Raw genomic sequence first — 17,337 nt, 5'->3', positions numbered from 1 at the left:
GTCAGGCCGCCGTCAGCGAGTCGAGCGCGCGGCGCATGTCGGCTTCCAGGGCGGTGAGCTGGTCCGGCGATAGCGGTCCGCGAGGCGGTCGGCACGGGCCGCCGTACCGGCCGACCATGTCCATACCGTGCTTGATGGCCTGCACGAACTCGGTCCGCGAGTCCCAACGGAACGCCGCGACCAGCGGCTCGTACATGGCCATGGCCTCTTCGAGTTCGCCCTGCAGCGCGAGGTCGTAGAGCCGGGCGGACTCGGCCGGGAACACGTTCGGGAATCCCGCGAACCACCCGGTTGCCCCCATCAGCAACGATTCCAAGGCAACGTCATCTGCTCCGGCTACGACCGTCAGCTCTGGAGCTGCTTCGCGGATCTCCAACACGCGGCGGACGTCGCCCGAGAACTCCTTGATGGCGACAACGTTATCGATCTGGGCGATCTCGGCGACAAGAGCGGGCGTGAGGTCGACCTTCGTGTCGATGGGGTTGTTGTAAACCATCACCGGTAGCCCTACCGATGCCACGGCCGCGAAGTGCTCGATGACCTCACCCGCGTTGGCCCGGTACATCGTGGGCGGTAGGCACAGGACCCCGCTGGCACCGTCCTCCGCTGCCAACTCGGCCCAGTGCTTGGCCTGGTGGGCTCCCACGCCGTGCACACCGACGACGACGATGCCGGTGTCGCCCACGGCGGCGATGGCGGTACGGGCCACCTCACGTCGTTCGGCGTCGGTGAGCGACGAGTACTCGCCCAACGACCCGTTGGGGCCAACGCCGCGGCAACCGCTCTCGACCAGCCACCGGCAGTGCTCGGCGTACCGGTCCAGGTCGGGGCGCAGTCCGGCGGGAGCGGTGTCGTCGGGGGCGTAGGGCACGGCGGTGGCGACGATGACGCCGTCGAGTCGCTCGGTCACAGGTCCTCCTCGGGCAGGGATGCGAGTTCGCCCAGCCGCACCGGAGTGGCGATGGGGCGGCGGTGCAGGTCGGTGGGTTCGAAGAACGAGCGCCGCAGGTGGGTGGCGGCGAGTTCGGTGGCGTTGTGGCCGCACATCCGGCCTTGGCACAGACCGAGCCCGGCGCGACTGGTCAGCTTGAGGGTCCTTGTCCCGGCGGTGTCCGCTTCGACGGCCGCGCGCAGGCCCCGGTAGGTGACTTCCTCGCAGCGGCAAACGAGCGTGTCGTCGGTGAGCCAGGTATGCCAACCGGGCTCGACAGGGTGCGCGGCCGCGAGCGCTGCGGCGAACCTGCGTCCACTACGAACTTTCGCGCGCGCTGCGACCGGGTATGGCCCTCTTGCGGCAGCCGTACCGGCGACTTCGCCTTCCGCGGTAGCGAGATCGGCTCCACCGATCCCGGTTACCTCACCGGCGGCGTACCAACCGGGGACGGAGGTCGCGCCGGTGTCGTCAACAGCGACGAATCCGTCCACGAGTTTGCACCCGGCGGACACGGCCAGCTCCAGCCTCGGTGTGAAGCCGTGCCCGAGGCAGACAGCGTCAACGTCTACTCGACGTTGGCTACGGATGGTCCAGTCCGGGTTCAACCTGGCCACGGTTACAGCGACAACCCGGTCTTCGCCGTGTGCGGCAACCACCGCGGTACGAGGACGCCACGGGGCTCTTAGCCGTCGCACGTACCCGGCAAGCTCGACGACCTTCACCGGACTCGCCGCAAGAGGGTGTGTGAACCAGCCAAGACCCGTGTTCGCTTCAAAGATGCCAAGTACGCGAGCACCCGCCGCTGACAACGATTCGGCCACCGGCAACAGGAAGGGACCAGTACCAGACACGAGGACTCGCTTACCGATGGCGATTCCCTGGCCCTTGGCGAGCGCTTGCGCAGCACCGGCCGTGTACACACCCGGGAGATCCCAACCAGGGAAGGGCACTACTCGATCATGCGCGCCGGTGGCGAGGACAACTGCATCGGCGTTGATGGTCTCCCCAGCCCGGTTAGGGCTATCGGCCAAGCCAGTTCGTATGTGTAGCCGCAGCCCTTCCACCGCCCACACAGTGCTGTTCGGCAGGTGACGCACCCTCGGATCAATCCGCTGCGGGCTACCCCGGTAGAACTGGCCGCCCAGGGCGCACTCGCTGTCGACGAGAGTGGTTTCAGCGCCCGCGCGGATAGCCGCCTGGGCCGCTGCCACACCGGCTGGGCCACCGCCGATGACTACGACCTTCATGGCGTCTCCGTGGTGATGTCGTCACCGTCGACCAGAAGTCGTTGGCAAGCGCGGACATCCGCGACACCGTTCACGGTCACCAGGCAGTCGAAGCAAACACCGATACCGCAGAACACGCCGCGCGGCTTGCCCGCGCCACGCGTGGTCCGCCACGACACCTGCCCGGCTGCCAAAAGCACTCCGGCCACGGTCTGCCCAGGCTCGACTTCGCGTCGCACCCCGTCGATGGTCACGTGCACGTCATCACCCCCGGCCGGTCTACTCGGAACGGATGGGGGTCCAGGTGCGGGGTGGCGCCGGTGATCAGCTCGGCGAGCAGGGCGCCGGTGGCTGCGGCCAAACCGATGCCTGCGCCTTCATGCCCGGTGGCGTGCCAGAGTCCCGGTACGCGTGGGTCAGCACCAATCACCGGGAGGTGGTCTGGCGCATAAGGGCGGAACCCGCCGTACGCGCGCATGACAGGAACGTCGGTAAGAGCCGGGAACAGTGCCACCGCCTTGCGTGCCAACTCGCGCAGCACACGTACCCGGATCGATTCGTCGAACCCGACGCGTTCCCGGCTGGACCCGATCAGCACGGTTCCTGCTGCCGTCGATTCGACAACGGTGGAGGTCTGCAGGTCGGCTTCACCGCTCGCGACAGCGCCGACGTAATCGGCGTCGTAGACCTTGTGGTGCACGGTAGGCGGCAGTGGCGCGGTCACAAGAACCATCCCGCGTCGCGGTGCGATGGCGATTGGTGCGCCAAGAGCTCGCGATACGTCTCCCGCCCACGGCCCGCACGCGTTGACAACGTGCTCGCACGCGATAACGCCCTCACTGGTGTGGAGGCCGGTCGTGTCCAGACCCAGGGCAGTCACCCCCGGCCGGAGAACGCCACCACGTCGTCTTACCTTGGCGAGTAGGGCTTGTGTGGCAAGAACCGGTTGCAGTTGGGCGTCCTGCGGATAGAACACCGCCGCCGTGATCCGACGGGTGAGGTGTGGTTCCATCTCCAGCGCCTCCGCGCGGCTGGTCCACCTGGCGTCCACGCCCACTTCGCGCTGAGCATCGGCGAATAGCCTCAACGGCTCCGGATCACCGGTAGCGACAACCAGCCCGCCCTTGGGATCCCACTCGACGTCGTCGTCCGCGACAAGAGCCGGCCACAGCCGCAACGATGACAGGGCCAAGTCCAACTCGGAGCCGGATTCCTTGTCGGACACAAGGACGTTGCCCTCACCGGCGGCGCTCGTCCCCGCTGCCAACGGGCCCCGGTCGAGCACGGTGACCCGCAGCCCCGACGCGGAGAGGGCTTCGGCGCAGGCGGCACCGATGACCCCGGCGCCGATCACCACCACCTCCGCGACCCGCACCGCCCACCCTCCCATCGTTCATTGAAGTGAACGATGCCGAGCGTAGGCAGCCGGACCGGCAACGGTCAATCCCGGTGTGGCACCGGGATCGGCCGGGTGTCGCCCGCGGCGTATTCGAGCAATAGAACCGAGATCACCGGCCCGTCCACGGCCGAGTACACGTGTGGACCCGCCGCCGGGAAGCAGACGTAGTCGCCGGGGCCGATCTCGTACGGGTCGTTCGGCGGACCGACCCGGAGCACCCCCTCGGTCACCAACACGTGCTCCCGACCGGCGTGACCGGCCGAGTACTGGGTCTCCCCCGGGCGAACCCGCTGGTCGAACACCTCGACCACGGTGTCGGCGAGGTCGAGCCTGCGCATCATCCGCAGGTCGACGACATCGCCGGAGAGCACCTCGACGTCAACGCCGCGGACCAGGACAACCTCGGACTCGGCGGGCGCGGTCAGCAGGCTGGACACCGGCACCCCCAGAGCGTTCGACAAACTGAACACCGTCTCGATGGTCGGGTTGCCGGTGCCGGACTCCAACTGGGACAGGGTGCCCTTGGCGATCCCGGACCGCCGGGCCAGTTCCGACAGCGACAAGCCGCCCAACTCCCGCAGCGCCCGCAGGTTCCCCGCCAGTACCTGCCCCGCCTGCTTGCCCACGCCGACCTCCTCACCCCGGTTCGGCAAGTTCTACCGCACGGGCAAACCGAGCCGACACAGACAAGAGGACCGGTCACCCTCTGCAGGTGACCGGTCCTCTTGGTCATGGCGGTGGCGGTGGGATTTGAACCCACGGACGGGGTTACCGTCACGCGCTTTCGAGGCGCGCTCCTTCGGCCGCTCGGACACGCCACCGCAAGAGAGAGTACAGAACCTCCCGCCCAGACGAGCGGGGGGTTCCCCGAACGTGCGCGGGTCCGCCTTCCAGGGGATCGAAGGCGGGCCCGTGAACCAGTGGGATCAGCGGCGATCGCCGTCCAACCGCTCCTTGGCGTCGTGGACCGCACCCGCCACGTTGTCGCGCACGGTGTGCCCGACCTCCTTGGTCTTCCCGCTCACCTGGTCGGCCTTGCCGGAGTTCTCCAGATCGCGGTTGCCGGTGGCCTGGCCGAGCTTCTCCTTAACCTCGCCGATCACCTGTTCGGCCTTGTCCTTGGCCTTGTCGAACACGCTCATCGCCATTCCTCCCGTTTCCGCTTTCACGAGAGGGGTGTCCACCATCGGCGACCACCCAACGCCATTGTGACCCGAGTCACAAATGTCGGTCCGGTCGGCGCTCGCGGAAGAAATCGGCCACCAGGGCGGCGCACTCGTCGGCCAACACCCCGCCGACGACCTCCGGCCGGTGGGTCAGCCGCCGGTCCCGGACCACGTCCCACAATGAGCCAACAGCGCCGGTCTTCGGCTCCCACGCGCCGAACACGACCCGGTCGACCCTGGCCAGCACCGCCGCCCCAGCGCACATCGTGCACGGCTCCAGGGTGACCGCCAGCGTGCAGCCGGTCAGCCGCCAGCCGTCGTCGCACACCCTGGCCGCTGCGCGCAGCGCGATGATCTCGGCGTGCGCGGTCGGGTCGCCAAGCGCCTCCCGCGCGTTGTGCGCGGCGGCCAACTCGGCGCCGTCCGGCCCGAACACGACCGCGCCGATCGGGACGTCACCGGACGCGGCGGCACCAGCGGCCGCCGCCATCGCCCGCCGGACGTATCCGGCCAGGTCAGCGCCGGGTTTCACTGCAGGATGGTGTCCAGGTGCTTGTTCAGCTCGGACGCGAACCCGCACCGCTGGGCGATCATCTGCAACTGCTCGTCGGGGTACAGGTCCACCTCGTCGATGATCACCTGCAGCTCCGGCGCGGGCAGCCCGAGATCGGCGAGGATGTCCAGCGACCCCTCCGGCCACACCTCGTCGTCGTCCTCCGGCGGGTCGACCCGCAGCAGGTCGAGCGCGTCGGCGGCGATGTCGTAGTCCAGCGCCGCCGCGGCGTCCGACAGCAGCAAAGCGACCCCGCTCGGACTCGGTCGCAACACGAGGAAGAACTCGTCATCGATGGCCAACAACCCGAACACCGCCCCGGTGGAGCGGGTCTTGCGCAGCTCGGTGATAGCCGCGTCGAGCTGACCCAGCGCGGTGCTGTCCATCGTGTCGCACCGCCATTTGCCGTCCTCACGGACGACCGCAACCCCGAAGCCCGGTACCGGCTCCTCTCCCGACATGCACACACCGTATTCCGCGTGGAGGTCACCCGGAAGAAGCAGTCCCCCATACCGGCCCGCGATGACACTATCGAGAAATGACGACGGCCCCATCACCGCTGGCGGGCGACCCCCGGTTCAGCGGTCTCCTCGAAGCCGCGCACGCCGTCCAACCGAAGACGGTCGCGTTGCGCAGGCAACTGCACCAGCACCCCGAACAGGGGTTGGCTGTCCCCCGCACGCAGGCCGCCGTGCTCAAGGCGCTGGAGGACCTCGACCTGCGCCTGCACACCGGTAGCAAGGTCGGGTCGGTCATCGGTGTGCTCGACGGGGCCAGGCCGGGTCCGACGGTGCTCCTGCGCGGCGACATGGACGCGCTACCGCTGCAAGAGGACACGAAGCTGTCCTTCGCCTCCCGGGTCGACGGGAGCATGCACGCGTGTGGACACGACACGCACGTGGCGATGCTGGCGTCCGCGGCCCGCATCCTGGCCGCCCGCCGCGACCGCCTCGCGGGCTCCGTCGTGTTCATGTTCCAGCCGGGCGAAGAAGGCCACTACGGCGCCAAGTTCATGCTCGACGAGGGCCTGCTGGACGTCGCCGACCGGCCGGTGGAGCGGGCGCTGGCGCTGCACATCACCGCCAAGGAGACATCAGGGGTGCTGCGCACCCGGTCCGGCCCGATCATGGCGAGCGCGAACTCGTTCACCATCACCGTGACCGGCCGGGGCGGCCACGCCTCGACGCCGTCCGACGCGATCGACCCGGTACCGGCGGCCGCGGCCATGGTCGGTGCCCTGCAGACCGTGGTGACCAGGCGGATCAGCGTGTTCGAGCCGACCGTGCTGACCATCTCGCGGATCACCGCGGGCACCACGTCCAACATCATCCCGGAGACCGCCGAACTGGAGGGGACGCTGCGGACGCTGTCGGAGTCCTCGCGCGCGACGATGCTCGCCGAGATCCCCAAGGTGTGCGCGCAGATCGCCGCCGCGCACGGGTGCACGACCACCTTCACGGTCGACGCGGGCTACCCCGTCACCATCAACGACGACGACGTCGCCACCCGCGTGACCGATATCGGTAGAGCTGTCCTCGGCAACGACCACGTGACGGCCATGTCACACCCTCTTATGGGCGCCGAGGACTGGTCGTACGTGTTGCAAGAGGTCCCAGGGGTGATGGCCTTCCTCGGTGCTTGTCCGCCCGGGGTGGATCCAGCGGACGCCGCGCCCAACCACTCAAACCGGGTGCAGTTCGACGAGGCCGCTCTCCCGCACGGCGTCAGCACCTACGCGGCATTTGCGTTGGACGTGCTGCGCTGATCGGTGATCCATACGGCACAATCCGGCTTCATGCGATCCGTTTGCGTGGTCGGGCTGGGGCTCATCGGCGGTTCGGTGCTGCGGGCGGCGGCCGCCGCAGGTCGGACCGTGTGGGGTACGGCGGGGTCGGCGGCGGACGCGCGGGGCGCGATCGCCGCCGACTTCAGCGTGTTGGACGTGGATTCCGCGCTGCGCAAGGCGGCCGACGATGACGCGTTGGTGGTCATCGCGGTGCCGCTGCCCGCGGTCGACGCGGTGCTGCGCAAGGTGGCCGACCTGGCGCCTCGATGCCTGCTGACCGACGTGGTGAGCGTGAAGGGGCCGGTGGCCGACGCGGTCGCGAAGTACGCCCCGAACGCCCGGTTCGCCGGCGGCCACCCGATGGCGGGCAAGTCCGAGTCGGGCTGGGCCGCCAGTTCCGCGGCGCTGTTCACCGAGGCGGCCTGGGTGGTGACCGCGGACGAGGAGACCGACCTGGCCGCGTGGCGGGAGGCCGCCCGGCTCGCGCTGGACTGCGGGGCGGGCGTGGTGCCCACGACGACGCTGGAGCACGACGCGGCGGTGGCCCGGATCTCGCACCTGCCGCACGTGCTGGCGGCCGTCCTGGCCGCCTGCGGGGCCGACGGCGGGCCGCTGGCGATGGCGCTGGCAGCCGGGTCGTTCAGCGACGGGACCCGGGTGGCGAGCAGCAGGCCGGAACTGGTGCTGGCGATGTGCGAGGGGAACCGCGCCGGGCTGCTGGACGCGGTCGACGACGCGCTGGGCAAGCTCGGAGCCGCCCGCGGCGCGCTGGCCTCGACCGGGTCACTCGGCGCCACGGTGCACGCCGGTCACCACGGCCGGGCCACCTTCGAGGGCTACCGGGACGCGGGCCGGGCGCGGGCCATGATCGACCTGGCCGGACCGGACCCGATGGAGGAGCTGCGGCTGGTCGGGGCACGCGGCGGGCGGGTCGTCGGTTTCGACGGAGACCTCGCGGTGGTCGCGCTCCCGGTGCTGCCGGACTGACGAGCGCGGTGACGGCTGGAGCGGCGGGAGGTCTCGGCTCGGCAACGAAGCTGTGACCGGTCTCTCACCGGCCCTTACCTTGTGCCGGTGGATCAACCCCCGCCGTTGGTGACGCCAACCCCACCCAACCGCGTTCGTCGAATAGCGGCGATAGCGGCGGGCTTGGCCGTACTGGTCGGGGCGGTCCTCTTGCTGCGCACGCCCCCGGACGACCAGGCGACCCCTACGACCAAGCCGACGGTGGCACCGCAGACGACGGTTAAAGCGTATGCGCGTGAAGGCGTGATCGTGCCCGGACCGGAAGGGCGACCGAGTCCACCGCCCGGCGTCCACGTGGTGCCTGGGCCGCAGCGGCTGCAACTGTTGTGGGGGCCGCGGTATTACCCGTCCGGGCAGCCCGAGAACGCCGCGGGGTACGAGGTCCAGTGGGGCCGGATGGGCACGATGGAGTTCACCCGACTCGTCGCGGTTCCGGCTGTGCAGCTAGATGCCTTGGCGGACAACACCTCTTACGACATCGAGATCCGCACTGTCGATGCGTTCGGCCAGCGGTCACAACCACTTAAGACCTCAGCCACCCCGGCAGCAACTACGGACGATCCGGTGTGGTCGTTCAACGACAGGTTCACCTCGCGGGTCGTACCGGACCCGGTCAATTGGCGCTTCGCCAGCACAGGCGGCTGCGGTAAGGCCACCCACGGCGAAGGCGAAGACGGCGTGCACCTCGTGATTAGCGGTAACTGTGGGAATGATCCGGTGGCCTTACGCGCGCGTGCCCCGTTCACACTGCGCGATACGCCGGTGAACGGTGAGTTCGGCCGGTTTGTGGTCGAGACCGATCACCCGTCGCTGGGTGGCGATCTGCTGTTGGACTTGGTGCCCGGCCCGGCAGACCTCATCGACGGATCGCCGAACGGGTCCCCCGCGCCCGGACCCGCCGGGGTCGCGCAGGACGATCCCTCGCTGCCGCCCGGGGCGATCCGGGTGCGGATCTCGGCGGCGGACGACCGGACCAACGTGCAGGTGCTCGTCGCGCCGGGGACGCCGCGGGTCGCGTCGGCGGTTTCCGCCGGGACCGCGCCTCCGCCGGAGATCGGGTTCAGCGTGCGGTGGGAGGTCGTGCTGGGCGCTGGCGGGGTGACCGTGCTGCGGGACGGCGTCGTCGTCGGTGGCGGCAACGTGGTGCCCGCCTGGCGGGTGGCCACGGCGTTGGTCGGGTTCGTAGGCGCCACCAACGGCATCTACGCGGGGGTGAACCTCATCGGGTTCGTGGGGGCGCCGACAACGGTGCCGGTGCTGGTGGTGCCACCTGAGATGAACAGCGGTCCCGTCGTCGTCGCGCCCGACGCGCCGTTCTCCACGTCAGTCAACGGAGCTCGAGTGGCTGGTGCGCAGGCGGCCCAGGTGCGGGTCGTGCTGGTGCCGCAAAACCCACCTGGTGAGGCAGTGAACGACGCCTTCACCATTGAGGTCGGTGGCGGCACCTTCCCCGCTCGACCTGCGGTGCCTGGACAGCCACTCGCGCGCGGGGTGCGCTATCCGATAGTCGCGGACATACCGGTCAACAGCCTTGTCCTGGCATCCGACGGTAAGACCCTGCCGCTGCAGGTCCGTGGACCGCAGCACACGGGTCAAGCGTCGACCAGGGTCATCTACGCGACGGTAGAGCTAACGGCACCGAATGGCGCGGTCTCACCAGCGGCCGGTAGCGGTATCGACCAACCGTTGCCGAGGCCCAAACCGGCGCTGGCGAAACCGAGCGCGAAGTTCTTCGACGCGGCGGGCAACCCGGTAGCCGAGGGCGCCGACGTGCAACGCGGCCGGATGGTGCTGGAGATCGGCACCGACGGCCGGGCGGGCCAGCAGGTCGCGGGGCGGTTGGCGGGCATGGCCGGGGTCGAGGTCCGGCTGGACGGCCAGCGCGTGGCGGGGATACCCACCACCACCGACGGCCCCGGCACAGGCGGCGTGTGGCGACTGGCCCTGCCCACCGGCAACCTCACCCCGGGCAGACACGTGGTCGAGGTGAAAGCGCTCGGGGTGGACGCGACCACGGCGCCCACCTTCGTCTACGCCTCGTTCCAGTTGGCGCGCTAGACGCGGGTGGCGACGCCGGGGAAGTCGACGACGACGCCCTCGGGGTCGACCGTCAACTCGGTGCTGAACTCGCCCTGGCTGAACGCGATGACCGCGCCCCGCTCGTCCACCGACACGGTCCGGTAGGTCTGGCTGGCGAGCCGCACCCGCAGGTCGGGCAGCGACACGTGCACCACCGGGATCTCGAACTCGCCCGGGGTGCGGTGCAGGCCCAGCCTGCGGACCGGCAGCGTGGTGAAGGTGAGCGCGCCCGCGACGTGCACGGTGACCGAGCCGCCGAAGGTGTCCCGGGTGGAGTTCTGGCCGTGGTCGACCAGCCAGGTGCCGTCCTCGGCCCGGCTGAGCGAGATCTGCCGCTCCTGCTCGGCGGTGGTGGTGCGCAGCAGCAGCCGCACCGACTCCTCACCCTTGTCCAGCGACGCCTCGTAAGAGGCGCTGTAGGGCTCGCCACCGGACGACGGGTCCGCGGCGACGATGAGCCTGCCGGAGGCGCGTACCCGGCCGTCGCCCAGCAGCAGGCGCACCGACTCCAGGGATGTCGGCGCGGTGCCCTGCCAGGTGACCACGGACGGGTTGCGCAGCCGGGTCGCGCCCTCGGCCTGCTCGGTCGACGTCGGCGAGCTCACGCCTGGTCGTCCTGCTCGCGCGGCTTGTCCGGGATCAGGTCCTGGATCTTGTCCACCACGGTGTCGACCTGGCTCTCGTGGCCGAACTTGCCCTTGACGAACTCGCCCGCCTTCTCGACGCCGTCCTCGATCTTGTCCCCGTGCTGCTCCAACAGGCCCTCAGCCTGCTGCTTGAGCTGGTTGAAGTCGATGCCCATGATGCTCCTCACGCCAGGTCGAAGGGTACCCAACCGATCCAGCAGTGCCCACTGCCAAACAATCAAGATACCTACTCCGCCGCCCGAGTTCGACGCCGCGCGGGCGGTACTGGTCCGCGCAGGGTGGCGTTCACCGAGGTCAACTCGCCCACGACGTGGGCCAGCCGTTCGCGATCGGGCAGGTCGACGCGTTTGGGGGCGCGCTCGCCGCGAACAGATCTGGCCGCTTCCCGAACGGATTCGGAGAGGACGGCGGTGTCGGCGTGGTCGACAGGGTCGGCGCCCCGGTCGACGGCCACGGCGAGGCCGGTGATGGCGTCGGTGAGCCGTTCCAGACCGATGATGACCGGCCACCACGCCGCCGCTTGTTTCCCGGCGGCCGATGGCTCCACCAGGGACTGTTGGAAGGCCGTGCGCAGGTCGGAGAGGTCCCGGTAGGCCTGTCGGCGAAGGCTCGACCGTGTGTCTGTCTTCCCTGTCAGTGCGTGGTCGAGGTAGTCGGCGATAGCGTCAAGAGTGTCGGCAAGGTCTTCGCCGACGCGGGGGTGGCGTGCTCCTGGCCACAGTGCATAGCCCGCGACGAGCACGATCACGCACCCGATAGCCGTGTCGAGTAGCCGCGCACCGACCAGGCCCCAGTCACCCGCGCGGGCAAGGTCCAATTGGACCAAGACCAGCGGGGTGACGAACGTGCTGAACATGCCGTAGTTGCGTACCTGCCCCACCGGCAAGCCCAGGGCGACCACGGCCATCAAGACGACCAGGACCCATTGCGGCGGCGCCAGCGCGAGGACACCCGCGCCGAGCAGGACGCCGGTCACGGTACCGAGGCCACGCAGGACAGCCCGACCGAACACCGAGCCGAAATCGGGTTTGAGAACGATCGCCACGGTCAGCGTCACCCAGTACGCGTGTTCCAGGGCCATGAGCTTGCCGACCGCGACGGCCAGGCCGACGCAGAGCATCAGCCGCAGCACCACCAGCCAGGTGCGGCGGCCGACCAGGACCCGCAGGTCGGTCTGCTCACTGGCCTGCCGCAGGTCGGTGTCCCGATCGCCCCGGCGGAACTCGGCGACAGCCCGCAGTCCGGCGTGGAGCTTCGCGACGGCCCGACTCTCGTCGGCCGGGGTCGGCGGTTCGGCCAGCGGCTCGCGCAGGCGGATGCGGTAGGCGCAATCGAGCAGGTAGGTGACGTACTCAGGTGGAACCGGCTGCTTGGCGTTGACGAGCGCGACAGCGGCTTCGACCACCGGCGTCGTCTCCGTGAGTAGAACAAAGAGACGCCGGTAGGACCAATCGCGCCCGGCCAGGTGGGACCGCGCGGTGAACAAGGCGTCGTAGGCGGTGTTGAGCGAGGCGGTGAGATCGCGGCGGGCCTGTCGCGCGGCGGGCTTACCGGTGGCGGCGAGCATCACCGCGAGTTGGTCGTACACCGCCGCGACCGCCGCCCGCTCATGTGCGGCCCCCCGAACCGGCCACGCGGCGAGAGACAAGAAGACGGCGAAGGCAGCGCCGCCCCCGAAGCACCCGATCGCCAACCACGGATCCGCCGACTGCCCGGTACCGAGAACCGCGAAGACCAACAGTTGGAGACCGGCCATAGAGGCCGTGCTGCCAACAGCGCTGACCAACGCGGACACACCCGCGATCAACACCAACACCCACGACCCGGACTCACCGAGCAAGGTGCCAACGAGATAGCCGACCACACCGGCGAAGGCAGCCCAACCTGTCCGCTGAGCCCGATAGGGATAAGGGCCATCGGTATCGGCGAAAACGACGCAGAGCGCGCCGATGGACACCAGGACCCCGAGGTCCAGCCGCCCGACCGCCAACCCCACCGCGACCGGACCGGCGATCGTGGCGGCGGCGCGCAGACCCCGCTTCCACGGGATCGGCACGGGCTTCTGGCTCAGCAGGCCCCGCAGCCAGTGCGGGGCAGCCACGTCGTCGGTGCTCACCCCAAGACCGTAAACGCGCCGACGCCCTCCCGGGCGAACCCGGGAGGGCGTCGGTCAGCTCACGTGCTTACGCGGCGCGGCGGCGGTGCCGGAGGTAGAGCAGCGCACCCGCGCCACCACCGAGCAGGCCGAGACCGACCAGCACGGGCAGCAGGATCGAGGCGCCGGTGTTCGGCAGGTTGTTGCTCGGCTGCGGGGCCGGGGCGACCGTGGTGGTGGTCGGCGCGACCGTGGTGGTCGGCAGCGGCGAGGTCTGCACCGTGGTGGTGGTCGGCGTGGTCGTGGTGGTCGAGGACTTGACGGTCCAGTCGACCTTGGCCTGGGCCGAGAGCGGCTTGGTGTCCGAGCCCGCGACGATCAGCGGCTGCGCGGTCTTGCCATCGGTGCCGGTGAACAGCCTGCCGATCTCACGGACCGGGGACTTGCCGCCGAGCGTCACCGTCTTGGCGTCGACGGCCGGGGCGCCCGCCGGGACCTTGACGTAGAACTTGGTGCCGTTCTTGATGTCGGCCGCCGTGAGGGTCTTGCCGTCCTTGTCGGTGACCTCGACGCCGTTGGGCAGGTCGGTCGTCAACGAGTCGACCGTGCCGTTGGTGGTGACGGTGAACGGACCGATGAGGTCACCCGCCGCGCCGTGCTTGCTGCCCGGGTTGATCGCCAGGTCACCGACCGGGGTCTCGTCGACGCCGGTGTTCTTGTCGCCGGTGAGGTAGTCGTAGAGCGCCAGGACGTCCTTGTCGGAGTCGTGGTTGCCGCGGAACAGCGGGTCCGTGCGGTCGATGGTGTAGCCGTCACTGAAGTGCCACAGCGCGGCCTGGGTGGCCGTGACGGCCTCCTCGACCTCGATGCCGTCCGCGTTGGTGGCCAGGCCCAGGTTGTTCAGGTCAGCCAGCGAGACGTTCGGGTAGCCGTGGTGCAGCACCCAGTTGATCTTCTTGGAGTTGGCCTTGAACGGGGAACCCGCGTCCGGGTAGTTGTCCCACGACGCCTCGGTCATCGCACCGTTGTCGTAGCTGGCGTTGATGTTGACGCCGACGCAGTAGACCTTCAGCTCGGTGCCGTCGGAGAGCTTGAGGCGCAGCAGGTACGGGGTGACGTCCTTGGTGCCCGTGTTGTCCGCGTTGTGCAGGTGCACACGGAAACCGACGACCTCGGCATTGCCGGTCTTCGACGGGTCGAGCAGCGTGCCCGTCACCGGGTCGGCCGCGGCGATCCCCGCCATGGACGCCGTTACCGCGGCGATGGTCAGGGCGGCCCCGGCCACCTTCCAAGGACTCCGCATGGACTCTCCTCTGCGCACGAACTTGATCCCGTCGAAAGAGCTGGACGCGGCATCGGCTTCGCACGCCCGCCGCCACTGACCTGCGCAAAGATCGACTCACTCGTTGGAGTCATATTCGCCAGATCAGCGTGCGCGGACTCTACTAAGCGTTCAAAAGTCCCCACCCATCGGGGTTACTTTGAGTCCGAAGTGTTGCGGAATATTCACTTGAGTCGGTGACATCTACTCGGAGAGTAACCACCTGGATGGCGAAATCGCCGGACTGGGCGGCGACTGTCGTCGGGGGTCCACAGTGGTGGTTCGGCCGGTTCGCCCGGTTCCGCGCAGCCGAAAACGGCGGTGCGGGCCAAGGCCCACACCGCCGTTGTGCGGTGAATCAGTTTCGGATCAGACGCCCGGCCAGGCGCTCACAACCTCGTCGAGCACCTTGAGCGGCAACGGGCCGCCGCCGAGCACCAGGTCGTGGAAGGCACGGATGTCGAACCGGTCGCCGAGGCGGGCCGCCGCCTCCGCGCGCACCCGCTGCAGCTCCAGCCGACCGACCATGTAGGACAGCGCCTGGCCCGGGTACGCGATGTACCGGTCGACCTCGTTGCCGATCTCCAACGCGGACAACGGCGTGTTGTGCCGCAGGTAGTCCACGGCCTGCTCGCGGCTCCAGCCCTTGGCGTGCAGTCCGGTGTCGACCACCAGCCGACCGGCGCGCATCGAGTCCATCGCGAGCATGCCGAACCGGGCAACGTCGTCGGAGTACAGGCCCATCTCGTCGGCCAGCCGCTCGGTGTAGAGCCCCCAGCCCTCCACGTAGGCGTTGACGTCGGCGAGCCTGCGCAGCAGGGGCAGCTCGGCGAGCTCCATCGCGATGGTGAGCTGGAAGTGGTGGCCCGGAACGGCTTCGTGGAACGCGGTGACCTCGGCGACGAACCGGTCCCGCTCGTGCGCGCGGTCGGTGTTGGCGTAGTAGACACCCGGGCGCAGGCCGTCCAGCGACGGCGGCATGTAGTACGCGGCGGGCCCGCCGGGCGCCTCGGCGGCGGGCACCGGCTCCACCTTGCAGCGCTGGCCGGGCAGCCTGCCGAACCAGCGCGGGGCGGCCTCCTCGGCTCGGGCGATGGCGGCCTTGGCGTGGTCGAGCAGCTCGTCCGCGTCGCGCCAGCGCAGGGCCGGGTCGGTGATCAGCCGTTGGAAGACCTCGGCCTGGTCGGCCGTGCCGAAGACCCGGGTGCCCAGCTCGGCGTACTCGTCACGCAGGTTGGCGATGATGTCGAGTCCGGTTTGGTGGAGCTGTTCCGGGGTCAGGTCCGTTGTGGTGTGCACGCGGGACAGCGCCGCGTACGCCTCATCGCCACCCGGTAGTGCGCACAGGCCGGGGCGGTCGTCGGGCCTACCGTGCTGGACCATCTCGTCGACCAACATCGACCGGTAGGCCGCGAAAGCCGGGCGGACGACTTCGGCGACCACTCGCTCGCGCTCGGCCGCGAACCCGTTGTCGTCGCCTACGAGCTGCTGGGCGAGCAGCGGATCGGCGGCGAGGTCGGCACCCAGGTACCGGTCCAGGTGCGCGATGGCGGAGTCCACGAGCTTGCGCACCGGCACCCGCCCGGCCGCCGCACCCGCGCGGTGCCGCTCGGCGACCTGCTCCAGGTGCTCGGGCACCTGCCGCAGCCGGGCCAAGTAGGACTGTCCGCGCTCGGCGTCCGGCAGCACCACCATCGGCAGGAAGGTCAACAACGACGCGGCCGGGCCGACGAAGATGTCCGAAATGGTGTACTCGACCATCCGCGCGTCGATCCGGTCGACCATCGCCCCGGCCTGCTGGGCCACGACCTTGGCGGTGACGTCGGCGGCGAACTCCGGGTCGGCGGCCCTGGCCGCGATGTCCAGCGCGGCGGCCCGCTGCTCGGCGTCCGCGTCCTCCGAGGCGTCGGCGAGCCGGTCGTCGTGACCGGGGAGGCCGAGCAACGTCGCCCCGAGCGGCTCCGCGGCCAGTTGCAACGCGAGCAGTTCGTCGGCGAGCGCGAGCACGCGGTCGTCGGCAGTCGTCATGCCTGGCCCCAATCCGTCATCGGTGTGTGCCTGCTGGGGAGGCTACGCCGAAACCGGGGTGGAACGATCTGGGTTGTCCACAGCCCCGAGCCGGGAGGCCGCCCCATGGTCGAGCGCCAGCGCACCTTCGCCTTCGAGATCACCACGAGCAGCAGCGCGGACGCGCCGGAGCTGTTCGCGATGGTCGTCGACGGACGGCGGTGGTCGGAGTGGGCGCGGCCGGTGGTGGCGGAGTCCTACATGGAGCAAGAAGGCGATCCCGCGCCGGGCGGGGTCGGTGCCATCCGGGTGATAGGGCGCAAACCGCTGCTGGTGCGCGAGGAGACTGTCGAGTACGAACAGGACCGTCGGCACGTTTACGTACTCCGGTCGTCTTCGCCTGTCCGGGACTACCGGGGCGAGGTGACTCTTATCCCGCGCGACGGAGGTGGCACCGACCTCGTGTGGCGCTGCAGTTTCGTCGAGCGCATCCCCGGGACCGGCCCGGCGTTCCGCGCGGGCCTGCGGTCGTTCATCCAAGACCTGAGCAGGCGGCTGGTGCGCGCCGCCGAGCGTTAGCGCTGGGCACGCCACTGGTCCAGCAGGCCGTCCATCTCGGTGCGGAGGAACTCGAAGAAGCGGTGGCTGGTGGTCAACCGCCTGCCCGCCGGGCTGTCCGGGCCGAGCAGGGTGGCGCCGTCGGACATGGCGACCGACCAGGCGCCGAGCACCTTGTCCCTGTTCATGATCGCCTCGAACCAGGCGTCGTCGGGCACCGAGTAGTGGTCGCGGCGCTGGCCGGGATCGCGGCCGCGGCTGATCAGGCCCATTTGCTCCAGGTAGCGCACCGCGCCGGAGACCGCGGCGGGACTCACCCGCAGCGATTGGGCCAGTTCGGCGGCGGTGGCCTTGCCGGAGTCGGTCACGAGCAGCTTCGTGAACACCCGCGCGGGCATCCTGGGCATACCCGCGTCCGACATGAGCAACGCGAAGCGCTCCACGTAGTGCGCCACCGGGTCTTCCGCCACTGCCCCGCCTTCCGAGATGTCACCCCACCGATCGACATCACAATGTTAGCGCGTTCAGAACGTTCACAAG

At 69.6% G+C, this 17,337-nt stretch carries 18 protein-coding genes and 1 tRNA gene; 4 read left to right on the top strand and 15 right to left on the bottom strand.

Going from position 1 to position 17,337, the window contains the following annotated elements; translation table 11 throughout:
• Position 1: 1 nt before the first annotated feature.
• The 9 genes from H504_RS0117520 to H504_RS0117480 form a co-directional block, all read right to left on the bottom strand.
• Positions 2-910 carry a dihydrodipicolinate synthase family protein gene (locus H504_RS0117520; protein ID WP_026423829.1) on the bottom strand — a complete coding sequence of 303 codons (909 nt, stop codon included), beginning with the start codon at positions 908-910 and terminating at the stop codon, positions 2-4.
• Positions 907-2,181 (bottom strand): FAD/NAD(P)-dependent oxidoreductase, encoded by a 1,275-nt coding sequence (locus H504_RS0117515; protein ID WP_026423828.1) that lies wholly within the window; start codon positions 2,179-2,181, stop codon positions 907-909. Before H504_RS0117515 ends, H504_RS0117520 begins: the two co-directional genes overlap by 4 nt.
• A complete protein-coding gene (locus tag H504_RS0117510; protein WP_026423827.1) occupies positions 2,178-2,420 on the bottom strand; it encodes a (2Fe-2S)-binding protein in 243 nt (80 codons plus the stop codon). The genes H504_RS0117515 and H504_RS0117510 overlap by 4 nt, the downstream gene beginning before the upstream one ends.
• Positions 2,411-3,535: an NAD(P)/FAD-dependent oxidoreductase gene (locus H504_RS0117505; RefSeq protein ID WP_026423826.1), complete on the bottom strand. Its 1,125-nt coding sequence runs from the start codon at positions 3,533-3,535 to the stop codon at positions 2,411-2,413. The genes H504_RS0117510 and H504_RS0117505 overlap by 10 nt, the downstream gene beginning before the upstream one ends.
• Before the next feature lie 65 nt (positions 3,536-3,600).
• Complete coding sequence (locus H504_RS0117500) at positions 3,601-4,185, bottom strand: helix-turn-helix domain-containing protein (RefSeq protein WP_026423825.1); 585 nt, start codon at positions 4,183-4,185, stop codon at positions 3,601-3,603.
• Positions 4,186-4,291: 106 nt separating this feature from the next.
• Positions 4,292-4,380, bottom strand: a tRNA-Ser gene (locus H504_RS0117495).
• Positions 4,381-4,485: 105 nt separating this feature from the next.
• Entirely contained in the window at positions 4,486-4,701 is a 216-nt protein-coding gene (locus tag H504_RS0117490) for a CsbD family protein (RefSeq protein WP_026423824.1), read from the bottom strand.
• 76 nt (positions 4,702-4,777) lie between these two features.
• On the bottom strand, positions 4,778-5,257 hold the full coding sequence (locus tag H504_RS0117485; protein ID WP_281173638.1) for a nucleoside deaminase: 480 nt from the start codon (positions 5,255-5,257) through the stop codon (positions 4,778-4,780).
• Positions 5,254-5,739 (bottom strand): tRNA adenosine deaminase-associated protein, encoded by a 486-nt coding sequence (locus tag H504_RS0117480; RefSeq protein ID WP_026423822.1) that lies wholly within the window; start codon positions 5,737-5,739, stop codon positions 5,254-5,256. Before H504_RS0117480 ends, H504_RS0117485 begins: the two co-directional genes overlap by 4 nt.
• Before the next feature lie 77 nt (positions 5,740-5,816).
• Here H504_RS0117480 and H504_RS0117475 point away from each other — a divergent pair, with 77 nt between their 5' ends.
• From H504_RS0117475 to H504_RS0117465, 3 genes are all read left to right on the top strand, one after another.
• A complete protein-coding gene (locus tag H504_RS0117475; protein WP_026423821.1) occupies positions 5,817-7,043 on the top strand; it encodes a M20 metallopeptidase family protein in 1,227 nt (408 codons plus the stop codon).
• 30 nt (positions 7,044-7,073) lie between these two features.
• Positions 7,074-8,051, top strand: coding sequence for a prephenate dehydrogenase (locus tag H504_RS0117470; RefSeq protein WP_026423820.1), 978 nt, complete (start codon positions 7,074-7,076; stop codon positions 8,049-8,051).
• 87 nt (positions 8,052-8,138) lie between these two features.
• Positions 8,139-10,148: a hypothetical protein gene (locus tag H504_RS0117465; RefSeq protein ID WP_157440486.1), complete on the top strand. Its 2,010-nt coding sequence runs from the start codon at positions 8,139-8,141 to the stop codon at positions 10,146-10,148.
• Here H504_RS0117465 and H504_RS0117460 read toward each other — a convergent pair.
• From H504_RS0117460 to H504_RS0117440, 5 genes are all read right to left on the bottom strand, one after another.
• The gene (locus tag H504_RS0117460; RefSeq protein WP_084467840.1) at positions 10,145-10,774 is read right to left on the bottom strand and encodes a putative glycolipid-binding domain-containing protein; all 630 of its coding nucleotides are present in this window, start codon (positions 10,772-10,774) and stop codon (positions 10,145-10,147) included. The genes H504_RS0117465 and H504_RS0117460 overlap by 4 nt on opposite strands.
• Positions 10,771-10,983 carry an antitoxin gene (locus tag H504_RS0117455; protein WP_245614316.1) on the bottom strand — a complete coding sequence of 71 codons (213 nt, stop codon included), beginning with the start codon at positions 10,981-10,983 and terminating at the stop codon, positions 10,771-10,773. The genes H504_RS0117460 and H504_RS0117455 overlap by 4 nt, the downstream gene beginning before the upstream one ends.
• A 59-nt stretch (positions 10,984-11,042) precedes the next feature.
• Positions 11,043-12,932, bottom strand: a complete 1,890-nt coding sequence (locus H504_RS35660) for an FUSC family protein (RefSeq protein WP_035304698.1) — start codon at positions 12,930-12,932, stop codon at positions 11,043-11,045.
• A 67-nt stretch (positions 12,933-12,999) separates the two neighbouring features.
• Positions 13,000-14,214: a thioester domain-containing protein gene (locus tag H504_RS0117445; RefSeq protein WP_084467839.1), complete on the bottom strand. Its 1,215-nt coding sequence runs from the start codon at positions 14,212-14,214 to the stop codon at positions 13,000-13,002.
• A gap of 387 nt (positions 14,215-14,601) precedes the next feature.
• Positions 14,602-16,260 carry a DUF885 domain-containing protein gene (locus H504_RS0117440; RefSeq protein WP_026423815.1) on the bottom strand — a complete coding sequence of 553 codons (1,659 nt, stop codon included), beginning with the start codon at positions 16,258-16,260 and terminating at the stop codon, positions 14,602-14,604.
• A 105-nt stretch (positions 16,261-16,365) separates the two neighbouring features.
• Here H504_RS0117440 and H504_RS0117435 point away from each other — a divergent pair, with 105 nt between their 5' ends.
• Entirely contained in the window at positions 16,366-16,818 is a 453-nt protein-coding gene (locus H504_RS0117435) for an SRPBCC family protein (RefSeq protein ID WP_026423814.1), read from the top strand.
• Here H504_RS0117435 and H504_RS0117430 read toward each other — a convergent pair.
• Positions 16,815-17,267, bottom strand: a complete 453-nt coding sequence (locus H504_RS0117430; protein WP_245614315.1) for a GbsR/MarR family transcriptional regulator — start codon at positions 17,265-17,267, stop codon at positions 16,815-16,817. The genes H504_RS0117435 and H504_RS0117430 overlap by 4 nt on opposite strands.
• Positions 17,268-17,337: the final 70 nt, after the last annotated feature.

The sequence above is a fragment of the Actinokineospora inagensis DSM 44258 genome (genome assembly GCF_000482865.1).
GTDB classification, from domain to species: Bacteria; Actinomycetota; Actinomycetes; order Mycobacteriales; family Pseudonocardiaceae; genus Actinokineospora; species Actinokineospora inagensis.
This window is presented reverse-complemented; position numbering and strand designations above follow the sequence as displayed.